The following is a 19184-nucleotide window of genomic DNA, read 5'->3' as shown; positions in this document are numbered from 1 at the left end:
GCGGATTGGGAGTGAGAAATTATGAGTGAATCGTTAATGAATGAAACAACCGCGTTGCCGTTACAGTTTACTGAGGCCGCGGCGCGTAAGGTGCAGAACCTTATTTCTGATGAAGAAAATCCGAACCTGAAACTGCGTGTTTATATCACCGGCGGCGGTTGCAGTGGGTTCCAGTACGGTTTTACCTTCGATGATAAAATCAATGACGGCGACATGACCATCGAGAAAGCCGGTGTAGCGCTGGTGGTTGATCCGATGAGCCTGCAATATCTGGTCGGCGGCTCGGTGGATTATACCGAAGGTCTGGAAGGTTCACGTTTTATCGTGACGAATCCGAACGCGAAAACAACCTGTGGTTGCGGATCATCGTTTAGCATTTGATTGTTTTGAACGCACAAAATAAAAAGCCCGTTTGCTGCTGCAGACGGGCTTTTTTAATGGGTTTTTCCGAGCGGGAAGGGCGCTCCGGTAAGTAAGTACTTACCAGAAGATCACCATTCAACGGTGACCAGCTTTGAACCGACGCTGATGCCGGGGACGGCGGTGAGCAGGGTTTCGCTGATGTGCGGCGGGCTCATCGTGCGGCTGGCGCAGGTCACGGAGGTGCCGGTGTGTGCGGCGTTCACCTGACAGGTCGGTAAGATAGTCAGGCTGATGTTGATATCGCCGCTGGTCATGCCCGCGACCGCAGCCAGCGGGCTCAGGGCGAGCAACACGCTGAGTAATAACGCTTTCATTTCAATTTTCCTGCTGGTGTCGATCAATGTAAACAGAGCAATGTTTTGTAGATCAATAATTCAGCGTGGCTGAAAAAGGTTATCGGTCTAATTTTGGCGGTCTTTAATCCGTTAAGGATTTTAGCCGCAGTTTTGTCGTATCAGAAGCCGGTTATTTTATTATTTCGTTTGTTATACAAAGAGATAATGATAAAGCGGAGGCGGTCAGCATACGAAGGATTTTACGCCGGACATGTTAACAGATGCCAGCGTCGATTTATTGATTTTGATTAATAAAGCAGCAATTCAGAAAAATACCACAGAGTGCTGTAGGATGCTCACACAAAAAAAGTTAGTAAGTATTCACCCCTGAGGCAAGCCTGCAAGCTGCGGGCACAGCTGTCGGGCGGCCAGTAAAATACGCGGTCCCGCGCGGCTGAACCAGTCAGATTCCAGCGTAATTACCGGCACATTGAGCAGCGACCGCCAGTAATCCTCAATCACCTGTTTCTGCGATTTTCCGCCTGCAATCACGATAATCTGCGGATGACGGCTTAAAACCTGCTCCCGGCTGACCTGAGGCCAAGGGACTCGGGTATCAGCGAAAATATTTTTTGCACCACACAGTTCCAGCACTTCACTTTGCATTGTCGCCGAAGAGGCGGTAAACAGCGGCTGTGTACCGAACTGAATAAAAGCGGGAACCGGATTATCGCGGTGATATTTCAGCTTCAGCGCCTGCCATTGCTGGCGGAAATCTGCTGCGGCGCGCTGAGCCGTGGCGGGTTCCGCGCTGTATTGCGCCAGTTCATCCAGCGCCTGAGCGATTTGCCCGGCATTTTGCGGATCGAGATACACCACGTGGATGCCGAGCGACGTCAGCTGATCGAGCGGACGCTGCGGATTACCGCCGCGCCAGGCGAGCACCAGATCGGGTTTCAGCGTCACGATACGTTCGGTGTTAATCCCCTGCCAGTTCGCCACCTGTTCAATCTTAGTCGCCTGTGGCGGATAATCGGAGTAAGCACTCACCCCGACCAGCTTATCGCCCAGCCCGGCGGCAAACGCCAGTTCTGTCAGATTGGGTGCCAGACTGATCACCCTCTGCGCTGGTACCGCCATCGCCGCAATGGGCAGCAACAGAAAACTCAGCATGAGACAGAACCGGCGCATCATCACTCTTGTGAATCAGCCAGTGCTTTGAGCATTGCGTCCACCATCAGGGTGGATTGCTGTGCTGCGACAGCCAGGAACTCTTCGAAGCTCAGGTGAGATTCGCCGTCGGCCACGTCAGAAATCGCGCGTACAACGACAAACGGCGTCTCGAACAGGTGGCAAACGTGGCCGATAGCCGCCGCTTCCATTTCGACTGCCGCGACGTTCGGGAAAGTGGCACGGATACGTGCCAGTGGCGCTGCGCCGTTTATGAAGGCGTCACCGCTGCACACCAGACCGCGCACGGCGTTCAGATCCAGCTGACGGATACAGGTTTCAGCCAGTTCGATAAGCATCGGATCAGCGGTAAACGCCGCCGGACAACCTGCCATCTGGCCAGGCTCATAACCGAACGCGGTCACGTCGGCGTCGTGATAACGCACTTCATCAGACACCACGATATCGCCGACCTTCAGCGTTTTCGCCAGACCGCCCGCCGAACCGGTGTTGATCACCACGTCAGGCTGGCAGTGTTCCAGCAGTAGCGTGGTGCCCATCGCTGCCGAGACTTTACCGATGCCGGATTTCAGCAACGCCACGTCAACGCCGTGCAGCTGACCGGTGTAGATTTCGCAGCCCGCGCGTTCAATAGTCTGATGGTTGATGATCTTGTCGCGCAGCAGAGTCACTTCCTGCTCCATAGCGCCGATGATGCCTACTTTCATATGAATACTCGCAGATGTGGGTGAAATTGGCCGCAGCAGAGGCGGAATTGACGCTTTAATATCGGCATTAATACCGAAAACAATGCGCGATAGTCTATCATGGCTAAAGGTAAGAGATAATGCGTTTGGGATGCAGAGTTCGCCTCTGCCGGGCGTGTGAGTGGCTGAAAAGGTGGGAATTCATGTCCGGGATCGATTTTAAAGCGAAATTCAATTTTCAGCGTCCTTTCAGTTCGCCCATTGAGGCGCGTGATGAGTACGATGTGGTGCGGCAGTTTGAAAGCGATCGCGGCCGTATCATCAACTCCGCCGCCATCCGCCGCCTGCAACAAAAAACGCAGGTTTTCCCGCTGGAAAAAAACGCCGCCGTCCGCAGCCGACTGACACACTCTCTGGAAGTACAGCAGGTAGGGCGTCATATCGCCAAAGAGGTGCTGCACCGCCTGCGCCGTCAGGGCAAGCTCGATACCTACGGCCTGGCCGATGTCACCGATCCCTTTGAAAGCGTGGTGGAAATGGCCTGCCTGATGCATGACATCGGCAATCCTCCCTTCGGACATTTTGGGGAGTCGGCGATCAACAACTGGTTTGGAAAACGTATGGATACCGCCAGCTGTGGGCGGGAATATCAGGTGACGGATGTCTGTACCATCGCCTGTCTGCGGCTGGAGAAAAGCGCCGAACCGCTCAACGAGCTGCGCAGTAAAATCCGTTATGATCTGTCAAATTTTGAAGGCAATGCACAGGCGATCCGTCTGGTGTATACGCTGCTTAAACTCAATCTGACTTACAGCCAGACCGCCTGTATTCTGAAATACACGCGTCCTGCGTATTCCACCGAAAAATTGCCCTCGCATGATTACCTGATGAAAAAGCCCGGTTTTTATCTGGCCGAGGAGCCGTTTATTCAGCGTTTGCGCAGTGAACTCGGGCTGGGCGAGTTCAACCGTTTCCCGCTCACCTACATTATGGAAGCGGCGGACGACATTTCTTACTGTATCGCCGATTTAGAAGACGCCGTGGAAAAGAGCATTTTCAGCGTTGATCAGCTGTACAGCTATCTCTGGCGCGAATGGGGCGAGATCGAAAAAGGTGATTTCTTCGATAAAGTCGTTCGTACCGCCTATGAAAAGATGGATAAAGCCAAAACCTTCCGCAATCCGGTGGATTATTTCTTTATGGAATTACGGGTGCAAACGGTCAAGCAACTGGTACCGCACGCAGCGTGCAGATTCATTGATAATGTGCAGGAGATTTATGACGGCACCTTTAATCATGCTTTGCTGGAAGATGACAGCCAGGCTAACCGTCTGTTAGAGATATATAAGCGCGTGGCCTTCAAACAGGTATTCAATCATCCCGAAGTCGAAGAGCTGGAATTGCAGGGCTACCGGGTGATCAGCGGTTTGCTGGATATTTACAGCCCGCTGCTTGATATGTCTTTGAAAGATTTTACCCAGCTTGATCAGGAAGATACGCATCGTGCCTATCCGATTGAAACCCGACTTTTACATAAGATTTCAGCGAAACATCGTTTAGCCTACACCAATGCGGTAGTGGGTCTGGAAGGTATACCTGAGAAAGCTTTTGCGGTGCAGGAGTTTTATTATCGGGCGAGAATGTTGCAAGATTATATCAGCGGTATGACTGATTTATACGCTTATGATGAATATCGACGCTTAATGGCGGCTGAATAGTTATCGTTTTCATGACAAATTTAGATGTCTTTTATTTTCTTTACGAATCTGTCTGAAAAAGCGTCTTTTGTAAATATTCACAATAATTTTTTACTATTAACCGATCGACCCTGATGAACTTCACGCTATTAATTACATCTCAGTATCACAACTACCAAGCAATGCGACTATTTTGGTTGCTACAATAATTTTAAGAGATCCTGAAAAATGAAAAAAACGACATTATTCCTGAGCGCTTTAGCGTTGAGTATCGGTATGGCCATGGCGCCGGTTTCTTCTGCGCTGGCTGCTGAATCAGCCTCTTCCAGCACGGCACAGCTTCCAAGCCTGGCGCCAATGCTGGAAAAAGTTATGCCATCCGTGGTGAGTGTGAACGTTGAAGGCAGCGCCCCGGCTAAAACGCCGCGAATGGGCCAGCAGTTCCAGCAGTTCTTTGGCCAGAATTCCCCGCTGTGCCAGGACGGTTCGCCGTTCCAGGGCTCACCGGTTTGTCAGGGCGGCGGTCAGGATGGCCAGCAGCAAGCACCTGAGCAGAAAGAAGATTTCCGCGCACTGGGCTCCGGCGTCATCATTGATGCTGCGAAAGGCTATGTGGTTACTAACAACCACGTGGTGGATAACGCCACCAAAATCAGCGTGCAGCTCAACGATGGCCGTAAATTTGACGCCAAAGTGATCGGTAAAGATCCGCGTTCTGATATCGCGGTTATCCAGTTGCAGGACGCGAAAAATCTGACGGCGATTAAGATGGCCGATTCCGGTCAATTGCGCGTCGGTGACTACACGGTCGCTATCGGTAACCCGTACGGTCTGGGTGAAACGGTGACCTCAGGTATCGTGTCTGCGCTGGGTCGTTCCGGCCTGAACATCGAAAACTACGAGAACTTCATCCAGACGGATGCGGCGATCAACCGCGGTAACTCAGGCGGCGCGCTGGTTAACCTGAACGGTGAACTGATCGGCCTGAACACTGCGATTCTGGCACCGGACGGCGGCAACATTGGTATCGGTTTTGCGATCCCAAGCAACATGGTGCAGAACCTGTCTAAACAGATGATCGAATACGGTCAGGTCAAACGTGGCGAACTCGGCATCATGGGTACCGAGCTGAACTCTGAGCTGGCGAAAGCAATGAAAGTTGACGCACAGCGCGGAGCATTCATCAGCCAGGTCATGCCGAAATCTGCCGCAGAGAAAGCGGGCATCAAGGCCGGTGACGTGATCCTGAGCATGAACGGTAAACCGATCAGCAGCTTTGCGTCGTTCCGTGCGGATATTGGCACTATGCCAATTGGCACTAAAGTGACCCTCGGCCTGCTGCGCGACGGCAAACCGGTGAACGTGGATGTAACTATTGAGCAGAGCACTCAGAGTGGAAAAGTCGAGTCCGGCAATATTTACACCGGTATCGAAGGCGCTGAACTGAGCAACAATGCCGCTGCCGATAAGAAAGGCGTGAAAGTCGATGAAGTGAAACCGGGCTCCACCGCAGCGCGTATCGGCCTGAAAAAAGGCGATGTGATCCTTGGCGTGAACCAGCAGAAAGTCGCCAACCTGGGCGAACTGCGTAAAATCCTCGACACCAAACCATCGGTGCTGGCGCTGGATATTCTGCGCGGTGACACTTCGATCTACCTGCTGGCACAGTAATTCGTCAGCATTTCCCTAAGGCACGCTCCGGCGTGCCTTTTCTTTTGCCTGTAATTCACGCCTCCCTTTGCACGCGTCTGTGCATTTGCTTAAAACTGTGACTTTCCCCGCAACTTCAAAGGGTTCTTCTGCTCTTTGGGCATTTGCATAATGTCTGGCTGCCGGCGACTGAGTATGCTGGTCTGACTAAGAAAAACAGCCAAGGCAGGGAACCCATGTCGGCGTACCATCTCGATGCAAAGCTGGCGCAGCAAATCGTTGCCCGCACCATGCAAATTATTGATAGTAATGTAAATGTCATGGATGGCCGTGGGAAAATCATCGGCAGCGGCGACGATCAGCGCCTTGGCGAATTACACGAAGGCGCATTACTGGCAATTTCACAGGAACGCATCGTCGACATCGACGAAGGCGTCGCACGGCATTTGCACGGGGTGCGTCCGGGTATCAACTTACCGCTGCGCATTGACGGCCAGATCGTCGGCGTAATCGGCCTGACCGGAAATCCGTTACAGCTGCGCCAGTACGGCGAGCTGGTGTGCATGACTGCTGAAATGATGCTTGAACAGGCGCGGCTGTTGCATATGCTGGCGCAGGACAGTCGTCTGCGTGAAGAGCTGGTACTCAATCTGATACGCGTGGATGAACTTTCTCCGGCGCTAAAAGAGTGGGCGCAGCGGCTGGGTATTGATTTGAATCGTCCACGTGTGGCGGCAGTGGTGGAAGTGGACAGCGGCCAGTTGGGCGTGGATTCCGCAATGGCCGAGCTGCAACAGTTGCAAACGCTGCTCACTACACCGGAGCGTGACAACCTGATCGCCATTGTTTCCCTCACCGAAATGGTGGTGCTGAAACCGGCGCTGAACAGCTACGATCGTTGGGATCCGGACGGCCACCGTCAGCGCATCGATCATCTGCTTTCGCGCATGACCGAAACCGGGCGCCTGCGCGTGCGTATTTCTCTCGGCAACTTCTTCACCGGGCCCGGCAGTATCGCCCGCTCTTACCGAACCGCGCGCACCACCATGACCGTCGGTAAACAGCGGATGCCCGATCAGCGCTGTTATTTCTACCAGGATCTGATCCTTCCCGTGCTGCTCGACAGCCTGCGCGGTGGCTGGCAGGCAGACGAACTGGTGCGGCCTCTGGCGCGTTTAAAGGCCACCGACAGCAACGGATTACTGCGACGCACCTTAGCCTCGTGGTTTCATAATAACGTCCAGCCGACAGCGACCTCGAAAGCCTTATATATTCATCGCAATACGCTGGAATATCGGCTTAACAGAATTTCTGAATTAACCGGATTAGATCTGGGTAATTTCGACGACCGTCTGCTGCTGTACGTGGCACTGCAATTAGATAATGATCATGGTTAAACCTCACCATTCTCCGTATGGATAGGTTTTTCCTTTGATGAAATCTTTAATGTCCTGATCGTATCCATAGGAAAAATCACTTTTGGTAATCCCTCTGCAAACAGTTAACTCTTCCCCTGAAACTGTTTTCAGGTCTGTAACCGGTACAGGATAATTAGGGTGATTACCGACATCCTGCAGCCAGACCCTGACTTTCCCTTCTGGTGCCAGACCAAATAACATTGTTTTGTACCAGACAGTATTTCCTGAACGAGCCTTATAACTGGCGGGAGTTTTCATTTTCTGCCAGACCTCCGGCGGGAAAAAGAGACTGGTTTCGTAAGTCTTCATATCGATAATTGAGTCCCAGCAGAAAATCATATACTGCGGTGGATGACTGACTTTATTGAAGTGGATAGAAGTTCTTCTGACCTTATCGCTCCATTTATCAATGCTATACGGGTTATCTTGTGTGCTGTCCAGAGTATTAAAGCTGTTTAAATTTCCTGCTGTATCTACAATCCGTACATGCGTGACCGTTGCCGGAAGTAATTTTGGAGTGAAGAAGGCAAACTCCCATTTCCCATATGGAAGTGTCCAATCCCCCTCAACAGCCGGGGCTGAGCGGCCATGTTGCGGAGGTGTTTTATGACAAGCAGTAAGACTCAATAATAAAATCAGTGCGGCAGTGCGTATTAAGACCATAGTTTTTTCGTCCATTTTTGTTATTCCGGTTTGCAAATCACCATTCTCCGTATGGATAGGTTTTTCCTTTGATGAACTCCTGTGTCGTTTTCGTATACCCGTAGCCTTTAGTGTGTCGTGTAATCCCTCTGCAAACAGTCAACTCTTCCCCTGAAACTGTTTTCAGGTCTGTAACCGGTACAGGATAATTAGGGTGATTACCGACATCCTGCAGCCAGACCCTGACTTTTCCCTCAGGTGCCAGACCAAATAGCATTGTTTTGTACCAGACAGTATTTCCTGAACGAGCCTTATAACTGGCGGGAGTTTTCATTTTCTGCCAGACTTCCTGCGGGAAAAAGAGACTGGTTTCGTAAGTCTTCATATCGATAATCGAATCCCAGCAGAAAATCATATATTGCGGGGGATGACTGACTTTATTGAAATACACCGAACCACTTCGGCTTTTATCGCTCCAGGTTCCGACAATATTGGGATCACTGTGTGTACCATCCAAGGTATTAAAGCTGTTCAGGTATCCTGCGGTATCGACAATACGTACATGGGTTACCGTGGCTGGCAATGCTTCAGGTGTAAGGAAAGCAAACTCCCATTTCCCATAGGGAAGTGTCCAATCCCCCTCAACAGCCGGGGCTGAGCGGCCATGTTGCGGAGATGTCTTATGACAAGCGGTAAGACTTAATAATAAAATCAGCGCGGCAGTGCGTATTAAGACCATAGTTTTTTCGTCCATTTTTGTTATTCCGGTTTGCAAATCACCATGATCCGTATGGATAGGTTTTTCCTTTGATGAAATCAGGTGTTTCACCGTAATACGCATAGCCATCAGGGTGTTTCGTAATCCCTCTGCAAACAGTTAGCTCTTCCCCTGACACGGTTTTAAGATCTGTTACTGGCACAGGGTAATTGGAACCACCTGCGCTGTTCTGTAACCAGACTCTGACTTTGCCTTCGGGGGCTAGACCAAACAACATCGTGTCATACCATGCCGTATTGCCGAAAATATCCTTGCCAGTCGGGACACGCATTTTCTGCCAGACCTCCTGCGGGAAAAAGAGACTGGTTTCGTAAGTCTTCATATCGATAATGGAGTCCCAGCAGAAAATCATATATTGCGGGGGATCGCTGAGTTTATTGAAGGTGGCACCGCGCTGAACTTTATCGAACCATTTTCCCACGCTGTAAGGATTATCTTGCGTGCTGTCCAACATATTAAAAGTGTTGAGATAACCGGCGGTATCAATAATTCGGACATGGGTTACCGTCGCTGGCAGAGCTAACGGTGTGAAAAAGGCAAAACTCCATTTTCCATAAGGCAGCGTCCAGTCACCCTCTGCGACGGCCGCTGAGCGGCCATGTTGCGGAGGTGTTTTATGGCAAGCGGTAAGACTTAATAATAAAATCAGCGCGGTAGTTCGTATTATCACCATGGTTTTTTCCCATCCATGTTGTATTTTCTATTTCGGTTTGAAACTCACCATTCTCCATATGGATAGGTTTTTCCTTTGATGAAATCAGGTGTTTCACCGTAATACACATAGCCATCAGGGTGTTTCGTAATCCCTCTGCAAACAGTCAACTCTTCCCCTGAAACTGTTTTCAGGTCTGTAACCGGTACAGGATAATTAGGGTGATTACCGACATCCTGCAGCCAGACTCTGACTTTTCCCTCAGGTGCCAGACCAAATAGCATTGTTTTGTACCAGACAGTATTTCCTGAACGAGCCTTATAACTGGCGGGAGTCTTCATTTTCTGCCAGACCTCCTGCGGGAAAAAGAGACTGGTTTCGTAAGTCTTCATATCGATAATCGAATCCCAGCAGAAAATCATATATTGCGGGGGATGACTGACTTTATTGAAATACACCGAACCACTTCGGCTTTTATCGCTCCAGGTTCCGACAATATTGGGATCACTGTGTGTACCATCCAAGGTATTAAAGCTGTTCAGGTATCCTGCGGTATCGACAATACGTACATGGGTTACCGTGGCTGGCAATGCTTCAGGTGTAAGGAAAGCAAACTCCCATTTCCCATAGGGAAGTGTCCAATCCCCCTCAACAGCCGGGGCTGAGCGGCCATGTTGCGGAGGTGTCTTATGACAAGCGGTAAGACTTAATAATAAAATCAGCGCGGGAGTGCGTATTAATGCCATAGTTTTTTCGTCCATGTTCTGTTATTCCGGCTTGCAAATCACCATTCTCCGTATGGATAGGTTTTTCCTTTGATGAAATCTTTAATGTCCTGATCGTATCCATAGGAAAAATCACTTTTGGTAATCCCTCTGCAAACAGTCAACTCTTCCCCTGACACGGTTTTAAGATCTGTCACCGGAACAGGATAATTTGATCCGCCTGCGCTGTTCTGTAACCAGACTCTGACTTTGCCTTCGGGGGCTAGACCAAACAACATCGTGTCATACCATGCCGTATTGCCGAACATATCCTTGCCAGTCGGGACACGCATTTTCTGCCAGACCTCCTGCGGGAAAAAGAGGCTAGTTTCGTAAGTTTTCATATCAATAATCGAATCCCAGCAAAAAATCATATATTGCGGGGGGTGACTAACTTTATTGAAATACACCGAGCCACTTCGACTCTTATTACTCCAGGTTCCAATAATATTAGGGTCGCTATGTGTGCCATCCAAAGTATTAAAGCTGTTCAGGTATCCTGCGGTATCGACAATGCGTACATGGGTTACCGTGGCAGGCAATGCTTCAGGTGTAAGGAAAGCAAATCCCCATTTACCATAAGGCAGCGTCCAGTCACCCTCTGCGACGGCCGCTGAGCGGCCATGTTGCGGAGGTGTTTTATGGCAAGCGGTAAGACTTAATAATAAAATCAGCGCGACAGTGCGTATTATCACCATAGTTTTTTCCCATCCATGTTGTATTCAGAACGTCGCCAGTTTTCATCCGGGCGTCCGGTGAAAATGATTTCTGCGGCAGATGTTCCTCCTTGAATGCCCCCGCTGGCATCCGTGACTACTGCGTCCCAGTTCGACGAACAATGAATATAGTCTTTGGCTATCTGGTCAATTTCATCGATGGTGAAACCTTGGGTTGTTGGCCCGGAACGGGTTGCTTTGCCATAGGCAATGGCCTGAGCGCAAAAAGAGGTAAGTTCAAGAGGGATTTGTAACTCAGTATTTGTTTCGCGGATTGGTTCAAAAATAGCACCCGCCTCCTGTGCTGCATCCAACATCACGCGCAATACGACCTTCGACCAGTCATTTTTCACGACTCTGTCACGCATCACCAGTGCTGCAAAACTGCGTTTCTGGAAGTTACCGTAACGATCTTGTGGCATCCGGTCGTCGTACCATGTTTCGACTGAAAATTTATTCGTTCGCATCAAGGGTGCAATCGTCGGTGCCAGATTCAGCACTCCCTGTTCATGTACCGTTTGTTGGTATACCCGTGTTTGCTCGCCGGGCCTTGTGAAGGGAACAGTTTCAACCAGCGGGCGACTGATAAAAAGATTCTCACGCTCCAGTGGAAGATAGCCGCCACCGATGTCGGAGTGCACACCAGGCAGTGCCAGTTCGGGCCATGCAGGTTTAACGCTGTTAAGTGCGAAGTTAAAGCGGCATTCATTCTGCGCGGTGATATGGAAAACTTTTTCTGCCACACCGGGGCGCAAGACAATATTAACGTCTCCGGTATCCGCCGTATGCGGGTTAAGGCCGTTTGAGGGGGTACCAATGGCGGCGACAGTATCAAAAATGCCTAAAAAACGGGTTTTCCCTTCCGGTTCGCCGTGATATTCCACTTCCCCGATCCCCTGGCGTATAGCAGCGACGATTGCATCATCCTTTGAAAATATCCGGTTCGCAAAGTGCCGAGCTGCAGCGGCGCCACGACTAAAGCCAAAAATATCGAACTGTATGTTTTTAATTAAAAATGATTTACCTTCCAGCATATTATTTATGCTGACAAGCCCTTGTTGAATTCCCTGGATAAGATTAACAACTGCCTCATCTGTCTTAGCGATAACACCAGTATCAGAAATTCCTAAACCAAGACCGACCGGATTGTCAGGTTTTCCCGCTTTGGTACCAACGCCTTCAACATAAATAGCCCTTTGGATTTGCGTATTCTCAGCAGAGAAGTTTTGTTGATACAACGTATGCAGCCAATGCACATTGGTGTAATACCCGGTATAGCTGCCTGCGCCAAAGCCCGATACACCCATCCTGTTGTGGCCGCACTGAGTCAGAATCGTTTTGGCATCTTTGTCGCTTAGGTTGAAATGCTCGCTGCTACAGGCTTTAAGCATATTCTCGGTATTGATTGCGTTGTTCCCGGTGCCGTCGAAAAATACCCCAAGGGTCAGTGTAATTTCACGTTTAGGTTTATCGGGTTCTTCGTGAGATTGGGGCGAAATACTCTTATCAGTAACGAGAGGTGTGCCGGTTGATGATTGTTTATGTCGCCTCGTTGACTGAGCGTGTTGTTCAGGCTCTCCATCCTCATTTAGTTGCCCCGAAGGCTGACCCGTCATATCCATAGTGTCCGGGTTGATAACGGCTTTCTTTTCATAACCATTTTCAATCGTGTGAATAAAGGTCGACTGGCAAGGGCAGGAGCTGACGCTGTGCAGCGTACCGGCCAGCAACAAACCCTCGTTACGACGTTTGGGTAAACCTCCAACAATTTCAAACTTGCCGGGGAATCTCCCGCAGCTTACTTTATCCCCGGCCCTTGCGCCGGCTATGCCGTGAAAACGCAATGTTGCGCTGCCGCTAAGTATCTCGCCACCACAGGTGGTCTTATCACCAATTCGAAGAAAATATCCCTTTGCCATTTACCGATATCCTTTCACTTTATTTTGAAAAATAAAATTTCGGATACCACTCTACGCCGGGTGATTTGATAAAAATAATATGAAGTTTGAGGCATTTTGAGGTGAGTTATTTACCCTCTGAATGTTTTTTATTTTCAGAAACGACTTAAAATTTTTCTTTTGTTTTTACCTGCGTGACGCCCATCACAGCAGTTCCACTTTTCGTGAACTGACTCGCATGACGCTGGGCATTCGCCTCAAGATAAATGCAAAGCTGCCCAGATGCTTGGCGCTTTGCCTAATGAGTTGCTCAAGGGTTGTTCTTATACTGGCTTCATTCCCTCCTCTGCGAACCCTACAGTTCTCTACGCGGACGGAATGACTTGCACCTTCGGGTTCAGGCATTGTCATTAATTCCGGAGAACACCATGGAAACAATCGTTTCATCAGCCAGTGCCGTAAAAAAAAGAACTAACGCGCGCTACTGGATAGTGGTGATGTTATTTATCGTCACCTCCTTTAATTACGGCGATCGTGCGACATTATCTATTGCCGGTTCGGCAATGGCGAAAGATATCGGTCTGGATTCGGTCGGGATGGGTTATATTTTCTCGGCATTTTCGTGGGCCTATGTGATCGGACAAATACCCGGTGGCTGGTTGCTGGATAAATTCGGATCTAAAAAAGTTTATTTCTACAGTATTTTCATCTGGTCTTTATTTACCTTGCTGCAAGGCTTTGTCGATGTATTCAGCGGCTTTGGCATTGTGGTCTCGCTGTTCGCGTTACGCTTTCTGGTTGGTCTGGCTGAAGCACCGTCTTTTCCGGGCAACAGCCGCATCGTTGCTGCGTGGTTCCCGGCGCAGGAGCGCGGCACTGCCGTTTCGATTTTTAACTCAGCGCAGTACTTCGCCACGGTGATCTTCGCGCCGATCATGGGCTGGCTTACTCACGAAGTCGGCTGGTCACACGTCTTCTTCTTCATGGGCGGTCTGGGGATCATCCTGAGTTTTATCTGGCTGAAAGTGATCCACGATCCGAAAGATCATCCGGGTGTGAATCAGGCCGAACTGGATTACATGGAAGCGGGCGGTGCGCTGATCAATATGGATCAGAAGACGACTAAAAAAGCCGCCGTCAAAGGTGAAAAACTCTTCCAGATTAAACAATTAATGAAATCCCGCATGATGATTGGCATCTACATTGGCCAGTATTGCATCAATGCGCTGACCTACTTTTTCATCACCTGGTTTCCGGTTTATCTGGTGCAGGCGCGGGGGATGTCGATCCTCAAAGCGGGGATGGTGGCGTCGGTGCCGGCGATTTGCGGGTTCCTCGGCGGCGTACTGGGCGGGATCATTTCCGACTGGCTGATGCGTAAAACCAATAACCTCACGCTGTCACGCAAAGCGCCGATCGTTATCGGGATGCTGCTGTCGATGTCGATGATTGCCTGTAACTATGTCGATACCGAGTGGATGGTGGTCGGCATTATGGCGTTCGCCTTCTTTGGTAAAGGCCTTGGCGCGCTGGGTTGGGCGGTGATGGCCGATACCGCGCCGAAAGAAATCAGCGGGCTGAGCGGTGGGCTGTTCAACATGTTCGGCAACGTCTCCGGTATCGTCACGCCGATCGCTATTGGCTACATCATCGGCACCACCGGTTCCTTTAACGGCGCACTGATTTACGTCGGGATCCACGCGCTGCTGGCGGTCGTCAGCTATGTATTTATCGTTGGCAAAATCGAACGTATCCAGTTACGCCCGTTCTGACCTACAGAAAAGGAGAAACATGATGAATACGCAATCTTCCCCGATAATCACCGATATGCAGGTCATTCCTGTGGCAGGGCACGACAGTATGCTGATGAACATCGGCGGCGCGCACGGGGCATACTTCACCCGTAATATCGTGATTTTGACCGACAGCGCGGGCAATACCGGCGTGGGCGAAGCGCCGGGTGGCGAAGTGATTTACACCACGTTGGTGGATGCCATTACACAGGTTAAAGGCCAGGAAGTGGCGCGGATGAACCGGTTGGTGCATCAGATTCACACCGGTAATCAGTCATCGGATTTTGATTCATTCGGCAAAGGCGCGTGGACGTTTGAACTGCGCGTTAACGCCGTTGCAGCACTGGAAGCCGCACTGCTCGATCTGATGGGGAAATTCCTCGGCGTGCCGGTCTGTGAACTTCTCGGGCCGGGTAAGCAGCGGGATGAAGTGACGGTGCTCGGCTATCTGTTTTACATCGGTGACCGGCAGAAAACCGATCTTCCCTATCTGGATGGCGGACAGGGAGCAGAGAAACGGGGCAGGCACGAGTGGTATCAGCTGCGCCATCAGGAGGCAATGAACAGCGACGCCGTCGTGCAGCTGGCGGAAGCGGCGCAGGATCGCTACGGCTTTAAAGACTTCAAACTCAAAGGCGGCGTGCTGCCGGGCGAGCAGGAGATCGACGCGGTGAAAGCGCTGGCAAAACGTTTTCCGGATGCGCGGATCACCGTCGACCCCAACGGTGCGTGGCTGCTGGATGAAGCGATTGGTCTGTGCAAAAACATGCAGGGGATCCTCAGCTATGCCGAAGATCCGTGTGGCGCTGAGCAAGGCTTCTCAGGCCGTGAAGTGATGGCTGAATTTCGGCGGGCGACCGGTCTGCCCGTGGCCACTAACATGATCGCCACCAACTGGCGCGAGATGCAGCACGCGGTGATGTTGCAGTCGGTGGATATTCCGCTGGCGGATCCGCATTTCTGGACCATGCAGGGCGCGGTGCGCGTCGCCCAGCTGTGCGATGACTGGGGGCTGACGTGGGGCTGCCACTCCAACAATCACTTCGATATTTCTCTGGCGATGTTCACCCACGTGGGCGCCGCTGCACCGGGCAAACCGACCGCCATCGATACGCACTGGATCTGGCAGGAAGGCAATCAGCGCCTGACCAAAGAGCCGCTGCAAATCGTGAACGGCAAAATCAAAGTCCCTGAAAAACCGGGGCTCGGCGTGGAGATCGACATGGATCAAATCCATCGCGCCCATGAACTGCACAAGAAGCTGCCGACCGGTGCACGTAACGATGCCGCCGCGATGCAGTATCTGATCCCCGGCTGGACCTTCGATCGTAAGCGTCCGGCAATGGGCCGTGGTTAAGAATTTTGATTAATAAGGAGCACATATGACCTCTTACTCTGCGCCAAAAATTGTTTCCATGCAGGTGATCCCGGTAGCCGGACACGACAGTATGCTGCTGAATCTCAGCGGCGCACACGCACCGTTTTTCACCCGTAACATCCTGATCCTCAAGGACAGCAGCGGTAATACCGGCGTCGGCGAAGTGCCCGGCGGCGAGAAAATCCGCCAGACTCTGGAGGATTCTTCACTGCTGGTTGTCGGCAAAACGCTCGGCGAATACAAAAACGTCATGACCGCCGTGCGTGAGAAATTCGCCGATCGCGATGCGTCTGGCCGCGGGCTGCAAACCTTTGATCTGCGCACCACCATTCACGTCGTCACCGCGATCGAAGCAGCGATGCTGGATCTGCTCGGCCAGCATCTCGGCGTTACGGTGGCCTCGTTACTCGGTGACGGTCAGCAGCGCGATGAAGTCGAAATGCTCGGCTATTTGTTCTACATCGGCGATCGCAATAAAACCTCGCTTGGTTATCAGAGTCAGCCGGACGACGCCTGCGACTGGTATCGTCTGCGTCATGAAGAAGCACTGATTCCGGCGGCAGTTGTGCGTCTGGCGGAAGCCGCGTATGAAAAATATGGCTTCAACGATTTCAAACTCAAAGGCGGCGTACTGGCGGGTAGCGAAGAAGCAGAAGCCGTTACTGCGCTGGCACAGCGATTCCCGCAGGCGCGAATCACCCTCGATCCGAACGGTGCCTGGTCGCTGGCTGAAGCGATCGCACTCGGCAAACAGCTGCGCGGCGTGCTGGCGTATGCCGAAGATCCGTGTGGCGCAGAGCAGGGCTTCTCCGGGCGTGAAGTCATGGCGGAATTCCGCCGGGCCACCGGCCTGCCGACCGCGACCAATATGATCGCCACCGACTGGCGTCAGATGGGGCATACCCTCCAGCTAAAATCGGTGGATATCCCGCTGGCGGATCCGCATTTCTGGACCATGCAGGGTTCAGTGCGCGTGGCGCAGATGTGCCACGAATGGGGCCTGACGTGGGGCTCACATTCCAACAACCACTTTGATATCTCACTGGCGATGTTCACTCAGGTAGCCGCTGCCGCACCGGGTAAAATCACCGCCATCGACACCCACTGGATCTGGCAGGAAGGCAATCAGCGCCTGACCAAAGAGCCGTTGCAGATAAAAGGCGGCAAAGTCCGCGTCCCGGAACAACCGGGTCTGGGCGTTGAGCTGGATATGGATCAGGTGATGAAAGCCCACGAGCTGTACAAAGGCATGGGTCTCGGCGCGCGCAATGACGCACAAGGCATGCAGTTCCTGGTGCCGGACTGGAAGTTTGATCCGAAAAGGCCGTGTCTGGTGCGGTAAGCGCTTATGCACATAAAAAAGCCTCTCAGTTGAGAGGCTTTTTACATTATGGCAGGAAACTTAGCCCCGCGCGTGCGCCGCGGCTTGCTCAATCAGTTCATCAGACGGACGTTTACCGGTATAGAGAACAAACTGCTCGACGGCCTGCAATGCGGCGACTTCTTCGCCGGTGATGACTTTCTTACCCTGTTCGTGGCCATAGCGGATAAGTGGTGTCCCGCCCGGCGCGACCACCACGTCAAACACGGTGCTGGCGCGGTCAATCACCTGCGGTTCAAACGACAAAGCGTCAGCTTCCTGAGCACCAGGCATACCGATTGGCGTGACGTTCACCACCATATCCACCGGCAAATCGCCCACTTCGGCTTTCCATTCATAACCATATTCTTCAGCCAGCGCGCGGCCGTTGGCTTCGTTGCGGGCGATGATATAACCAGTTTTGAAACCGGCGTCACGAATGGCGGCAACCACCGCTTTACCCATACCGCCGCTGCCGCGCAGCGCGAAGACCGCATCACGCGGGACTTTATGGCTGTCGAGCAGTTTGGCGACGGCGATGTAGTCAGTGTTGTAGGCGCGCAGGAAACCGTCGTCGTTGACGATGGTGTTGACCGACTGAATGGCAGTTGCGGACGGATCCAGTTCATCGAGGAACGGAATACAGGCTTCTTTGAACGGCATGGACACCGCGCAGCCGCGGATCCCCAGCGCACGCACGCCTTTGACTGCGGATTCGATATCTTTGGTGCTGAAGGCTTTGTAGACGAAGTTCAGGTCTAACGCCTGATACAGGTAATTATGAAAACGGGTACCGAAATTTCCCGGACGACCGGAAAGGGACATACATAACTGCGTGTCTTTGTTGATTTCCCGACTCATGATGTTCTCCTAATAGGGTAATTTTGATCTCTTTGAACCTTAGCTGAAACGTTACAACCCTACAATAATCATGTTGCCGGGCTGGCGGTGAAATTCTTGTTTACCTCTCCTGTTCAGGCTTTATTCGGATTTTTAAAACATCGTGTTAATTTCTGAGTAGGGTGCTGCTTTTTCCAGCATTGACGTCATGTCATCCTGTTGCAGGAATCCGCTGACCAGTTGTGCATTATGCGCCCATAACGTTTGCGGCAACCAGGAACCGGCGCTCAGGCGGCGTACGCCAAGGCCTGCGAGTTCAGTGACCTGGGGCAGACCCGGCCAGACCGCCACGTTGAGCAGCAGATGAGTGCCGTCAGCAATGGCGTGTATTTCGTTACTCTCCGCGAGGCCCAGTACAAAAATGCCGTTGGCACCGGCCTCGCTGTAAGCCCGCGCCCGCGTCAGGACTTCAGCCACTTTTTCAGCCGCAGGAACTAAATTACGTGCATAAACGTCGGTGCGCACGTTGATATAAAGATCGACTCCGTGTCGGATGCTGGCCGCTCTTATGGCCTCGATTTTGCGGCACAACAATTGCGGATCGCCTGCACCATCCTCAATATTGATACCAACAACCCCTGTATCCATAAACCGGGATACAGTTAATGCCACTGTCGCCGGATCCTCGCTGTAACCGCCCTCGATATCCACGGAAAGCGGCACTGAAATCACCCGAAAAATCGACGCAGCACGGGCGACATATTCCTCTGCTGGCAGGTGATTGCCGTCGCGGTAGCCAAGAGACCACGCGACGCCCGCGCTGGTGGTGGCGATCGCTGCTGCTCCCAGACTCTCTATCTGGCGTGCGCTGCCTGCGTCCCAGGCATTGGGTAGTTTTAGCGGAATATCCTGCTGATGAAGGGAGTGGAACAGGCTGGCTGAGGGCGTTTTCATGGAAAGCTCCTTAAAAAAAGAATCATTCTAATCATGCTAAATTTTCTTGATAATAGCCGGAAATAACAT

The 19184-nt window shown here is 51.7% G+C and carries 18 protein-coding genes; 7 read left to right on the top strand and 11 right to left on the bottom strand.

All coding sequences use genetic code 11. From position 1 onward, the window contains the following. Window positions 1–36 precede the first annotated feature (36 nt). Window positions 37–381, top strand: a complete 345-nt coding sequence (gene erpA / locus AC0Z7K_RS15025; protein WP_056774928.1) for an iron-sulfur cluster insertion protein ErpA — start codon at window positions 37–39, stop codon at window positions 379–381. 110 nt (window positions 382–491) lie between these two features. Here erpA and AC0Z7K_RS15020 read toward each other — a convergent pair whose 3' ends face one another. The 3 genes from AC0Z7K_RS15020 to mtnN all read right to left on the bottom strand — a co-directional run bounded on the left by AC0Z7K_RS15020 (window position 492) and on the right by mtnN (window position 2596). Next, window positions 492–737, bottom strand: coding sequence for a hypothetical protein (locus AC0Z7K_RS15020; protein WP_413527883.1), 246 nt, complete (start codon window positions 735–737; stop codon window positions 492–494). 342 nt (window positions 738–1079) lie between these two features. Further along, window positions 1080–1892, bottom strand: a complete 813-nt coding sequence (gene btuF, locus AC0Z7K_RS15015; RefSeq protein WP_485615048.1) for a vitamin B12 ABC transporter substrate-binding protein BtuF — start codon at window positions 1890–1892, stop codon at window positions 1080–1082. Beyond that, window positions 1892–2596 (bottom strand): 5'-methylthioadenosine/S-adenosylhomocysteine nucleosidase, encoded by a 705-nt coding sequence (gene mtnN, locus AC0Z7K_RS15010; protein WP_485615047.1) that lies wholly within the window; start codon window positions 2594–2596, stop codon window positions 1892–1894. Before mtnN ends, btuF begins: the two co-directional genes overlap by 1 nt. Before the next feature lie 182 nt (window positions 2597–2778). Here mtnN and dgt point away from each other — a divergent pair, with 182 nt between their 5' ends. The 3 genes from dgt (at window position 2779) to AC0Z7K_RS14995 (ending at window position 7319) form a co-directional block, all read left to right on the top strand. After that, window positions 2779–4293 (top strand): dGTPase, encoded by a 1515-nt coding sequence (gene dgt / locus AC0Z7K_RS15005; RefSeq protein ID WP_485615046.1) that lies wholly within the window; start codon window positions 2779–2781, stop codon window positions 4291–4293. A 207-nt stretch (window positions 4294–4500) separates the two neighbouring features. Beyond that, on the top strand, window positions 4501–5943 hold the full coding sequence (gene degP / locus AC0Z7K_RS15000; protein WP_485615045.1) for a serine endoprotease DegP: 1443 nt from the start codon (window positions 4501–4503) through the stop codon (window positions 5941–5943). 215 nt (window positions 5944–6158) lie between these two features. Further along, a complete protein-coding gene (locus AC0Z7K_RS14995) occupies window positions 6159–7319 on the top strand; it encodes a CdaR family transcriptional regulator (protein ID WP_413527888.1) in 1161 nt (386 codons plus the stop codon). 3 nt (window positions 7320–7322) lie between these two features. Here the strand turns inward: AC0Z7K_RS14995 and AC0Z7K_RS14990 are convergent, their stop codons facing one another. From AC0Z7K_RS14990 to AC0Z7K_RS14965, 6 genes are read right to left on the bottom strand one after another with little or no spacing between them, the layout of a single operon-like run. Continuing rightward, on the bottom strand, window positions 7323–8018 hold the full coding sequence (locus tag AC0Z7K_RS14990) for a DUF2931 family protein (RefSeq protein WP_485615044.1): 696 nt from the start codon (window positions 8016–8018) through the stop codon (window positions 7323–7325). 22 nt (window positions 8019–8040) lie between these two features. Beyond that, entirely contained in the window at window positions 8041–8829 is a 789-nt protein-coding gene (locus AC0Z7K_RS14985) for a DUF2931 family protein (RefSeq protein ID WP_485615043.1), read from the bottom strand. After that, a complete protein-coding gene (locus tag AC0Z7K_RS14980; RefSeq protein ID WP_485615042.1) occupies window positions 8759–9433 on the bottom strand; it encodes a DUF2931 family protein in 675 nt (224 codons plus the stop codon). Before AC0Z7K_RS14980 ends, AC0Z7K_RS14985 begins: the two co-directional genes overlap by 71 nt. 44 nt (window positions 9434–9477) lie before the next feature. After that, window positions 9478–10173: a DUF2931 family protein gene (locus tag AC0Z7K_RS14975; RefSeq protein WP_485615041.1), complete on the bottom strand. Its 696-nt coding sequence runs from the start codon at window positions 10171–10173 to the stop codon at window positions 9478–9480. A gap of 23 nt (window positions 10174–10196) precedes the next feature. Continuing rightward, window positions 10197–10874 (bottom strand): DUF2931 family protein, encoded by a 678-nt coding sequence (locus AC0Z7K_RS14970; protein ID WP_485615040.1) that lies wholly within the window; start codon window positions 10872–10874, stop codon window positions 10197–10199. Beyond that, on the bottom strand, window positions 10868–12811 hold the full coding sequence (locus AC0Z7K_RS14965) for a PAAR domain-containing protein (RefSeq protein ID WP_485615039.1): 1944 nt from the start codon (window positions 12809–12811) through the stop codon (window positions 10868–10870). The genes AC0Z7K_RS14970 and AC0Z7K_RS14965 overlap by 7 nt, the downstream gene beginning before the upstream one ends. Window positions 12812–13218: 407 nt before the next feature. Here AC0Z7K_RS14965 and AC0Z7K_RS14960 point away from each other — a divergent pair, with 407 nt between their 5' ends. The 3 genes from AC0Z7K_RS14960 to gudD are packed head-to-tail and all read left to right on the top strand — an operon-like array spanning window position 13219 to window position 17303. Next, a complete protein-coding gene (locus tag AC0Z7K_RS14960) occupies window positions 13219–14562 on the top strand; it encodes an MFS transporter (protein ID WP_485615038.1) in 1344 nt (447 codons plus the stop codon). Window positions 14563–14584: 22 nt separating this feature from the next. After that, on the top strand, window positions 14585–15940 hold the full coding sequence (locus tag AC0Z7K_RS14955; protein ID WP_485615081.1) for an enolase C-terminal domain-like protein: 1356 nt from the start codon (window positions 14585–14587) through the stop codon (window positions 15938–15940). A 25-nt stretch (window positions 15941–15965) separates the two neighbouring features. Beyond that, a complete protein-coding gene (gene gudD / locus AC0Z7K_RS14950) occupies window positions 15966–17303 on the top strand; it encodes a glucarate dehydratase (RefSeq protein WP_485615037.1) in 1338 nt (445 codons plus the stop codon). Window positions 17304–17363: 60 nt separating this feature from the next. On the opposite strand, the gene AC0Z7K_RS14945 is transcribed toward gudD, so the two are convergent. Together AC0Z7K_RS14945 and AC0Z7K_RS14940 are read right to left on the bottom strand one after the other, a co-directional pair. Further along, entirely contained in the window at window positions 17364–18182 is an 819-nt protein-coding gene (locus AC0Z7K_RS14945; RefSeq protein ID WP_485615036.1) for a shikimate 5-dehydrogenase, read from the bottom strand. A gap of 132 nt (window positions 18183–18314) precedes the next feature. Further along, window positions 18315–19115, bottom strand: coding sequence for an isocitrate lyase/PEP mutase family protein (locus AC0Z7K_RS14940; RefSeq protein ID WP_485615035.1), 801 nt, complete (start codon window positions 19113–19115; stop codon window positions 18315–18317). Between the last annotated feature and the right edge of the window lie 69 nt (window positions 19116–19184).

The sequence above is a fragment of the Rahnella sp. 1L-D-7-B-C2 genome (assembly GCF_057290995.1).
Note: the sequence above shows the minus strand (reverse complement) of the source record. Positions and strands in the feature narration are given on the sequence as shown.

Bases quoted from the DNA above. Each gene is read 5' to 3' on its own strand.
- erpA (WP_056774928.1), top strand. From the start codon at position 37: ATGAATGAAACAACCGCGTTGCCGTTACAGTTTACTGAGGCCGCGGCG.
- AC0Z7K_RS15020 (WP_413527883.1), bottom strand. From the start codon at position 737: ATGAAAGCGTTATTACTCAGCGTGTTGCTCGCCCTGAGCCCGCTGGCT.
- btuF (WP_485615048.1), bottom strand. From the start codon at position 1,892: ATGATGCGCCGGTTCTGTCTCATGCTGAGTTTTCTGTTGCTGCCCATT.
- mtnN (WP_485615047.1), bottom strand. From the start codon at position 2,596: ATGAAAGTAGGCATCATCGGCGCTATGGAGCAGGAAGTGACTCTGCTG.
- dgt (WP_485615046.1), top strand. From the start codon at position 2,779: ATGTCCGGGATCGATTTTAAAGCGAAATTCAATTTTCAGCGTCCTTTC.
- degP (WP_485615045.1), top strand. From the start codon at position 4,501: ATGAAAAAAACGACATTATTCCTGAGCGCTTTAGCGTTGAGTATCGGT.
- AC0Z7K_RS14995 (WP_413527888.1), top strand. From the start codon at position 6,159: ATGTCGGCGTACCATCTCGATGCAAAGCTGGCGCAGCAAATCGTTGCC.
- AC0Z7K_RS14990 (WP_485615044.1), bottom strand. From the start codon at position 8,018: ATGGACGAAAAAACTATGGTCTTAATACGCACTGCCGCACTGATTTTA.
- AC0Z7K_RS14985 (WP_485615043.1), bottom strand. From the start codon at position 8,829: ATGGCTATGCGTATTACGGTGAAACACCTGATTTCATCAAAGGAAAAA.
- AC0Z7K_RS14980 (WP_485615042.1), bottom strand. From the start codon at position 9,433: ATGGTGATAATACGAACTACCGCGCTGATTTTATTATTAAGTCTTACC.
- AC0Z7K_RS14975 (WP_485615041.1), bottom strand. From the start codon at position 10,173: ATGGACGAAAAAACTATGGCATTAATACGCACTCCCGCGCTGATTTTA.
- AC0Z7K_RS14970 (WP_485615040.1), bottom strand. From the start codon at position 10,874: ATGGTGATAATACGCACTGTCGCGCTGATTTTATTATTAAGTCTTACC.
- AC0Z7K_RS14965 (WP_485615039.1), bottom strand. From the start codon at position 12,811: ATGGCAAAGGGATATTTTCTTCGAATTGGTGATAAGACCACCTGTGGT.
- AC0Z7K_RS14960 (WP_485615038.1), top strand. From the start codon at position 13,219: ATGGAAACAATCGTTTCATCAGCCAGTGCCGTAAAAAAAAGAACTAAC.
- AC0Z7K_RS14955 (WP_485615081.1), top strand. From the start codon at position 14,585: ATGAATACGCAATCTTCCCCGATAATCACCGATATGCAGGTCATTCCT.
- gudD (WP_485615037.1), top strand. From the start codon at position 15,966: ATGACCTCTTACTCTGCGCCAAAAATTGTTTCCATGCAGGTGATCCCG.
- AC0Z7K_RS14945 (WP_485615036.1), bottom strand. From the start codon at position 18,182: ATGAGTCGGGAAATCAACAAAGACACGCAGTTATGTATGTCCCTTTCC.
- AC0Z7K_RS14940 (WP_485615035.1), bottom strand. From the start codon at position 19,115: ATGAAAACGCCCTCAGCCAGCCTGTTCCACTCCCTTCATCAGCAGGAT.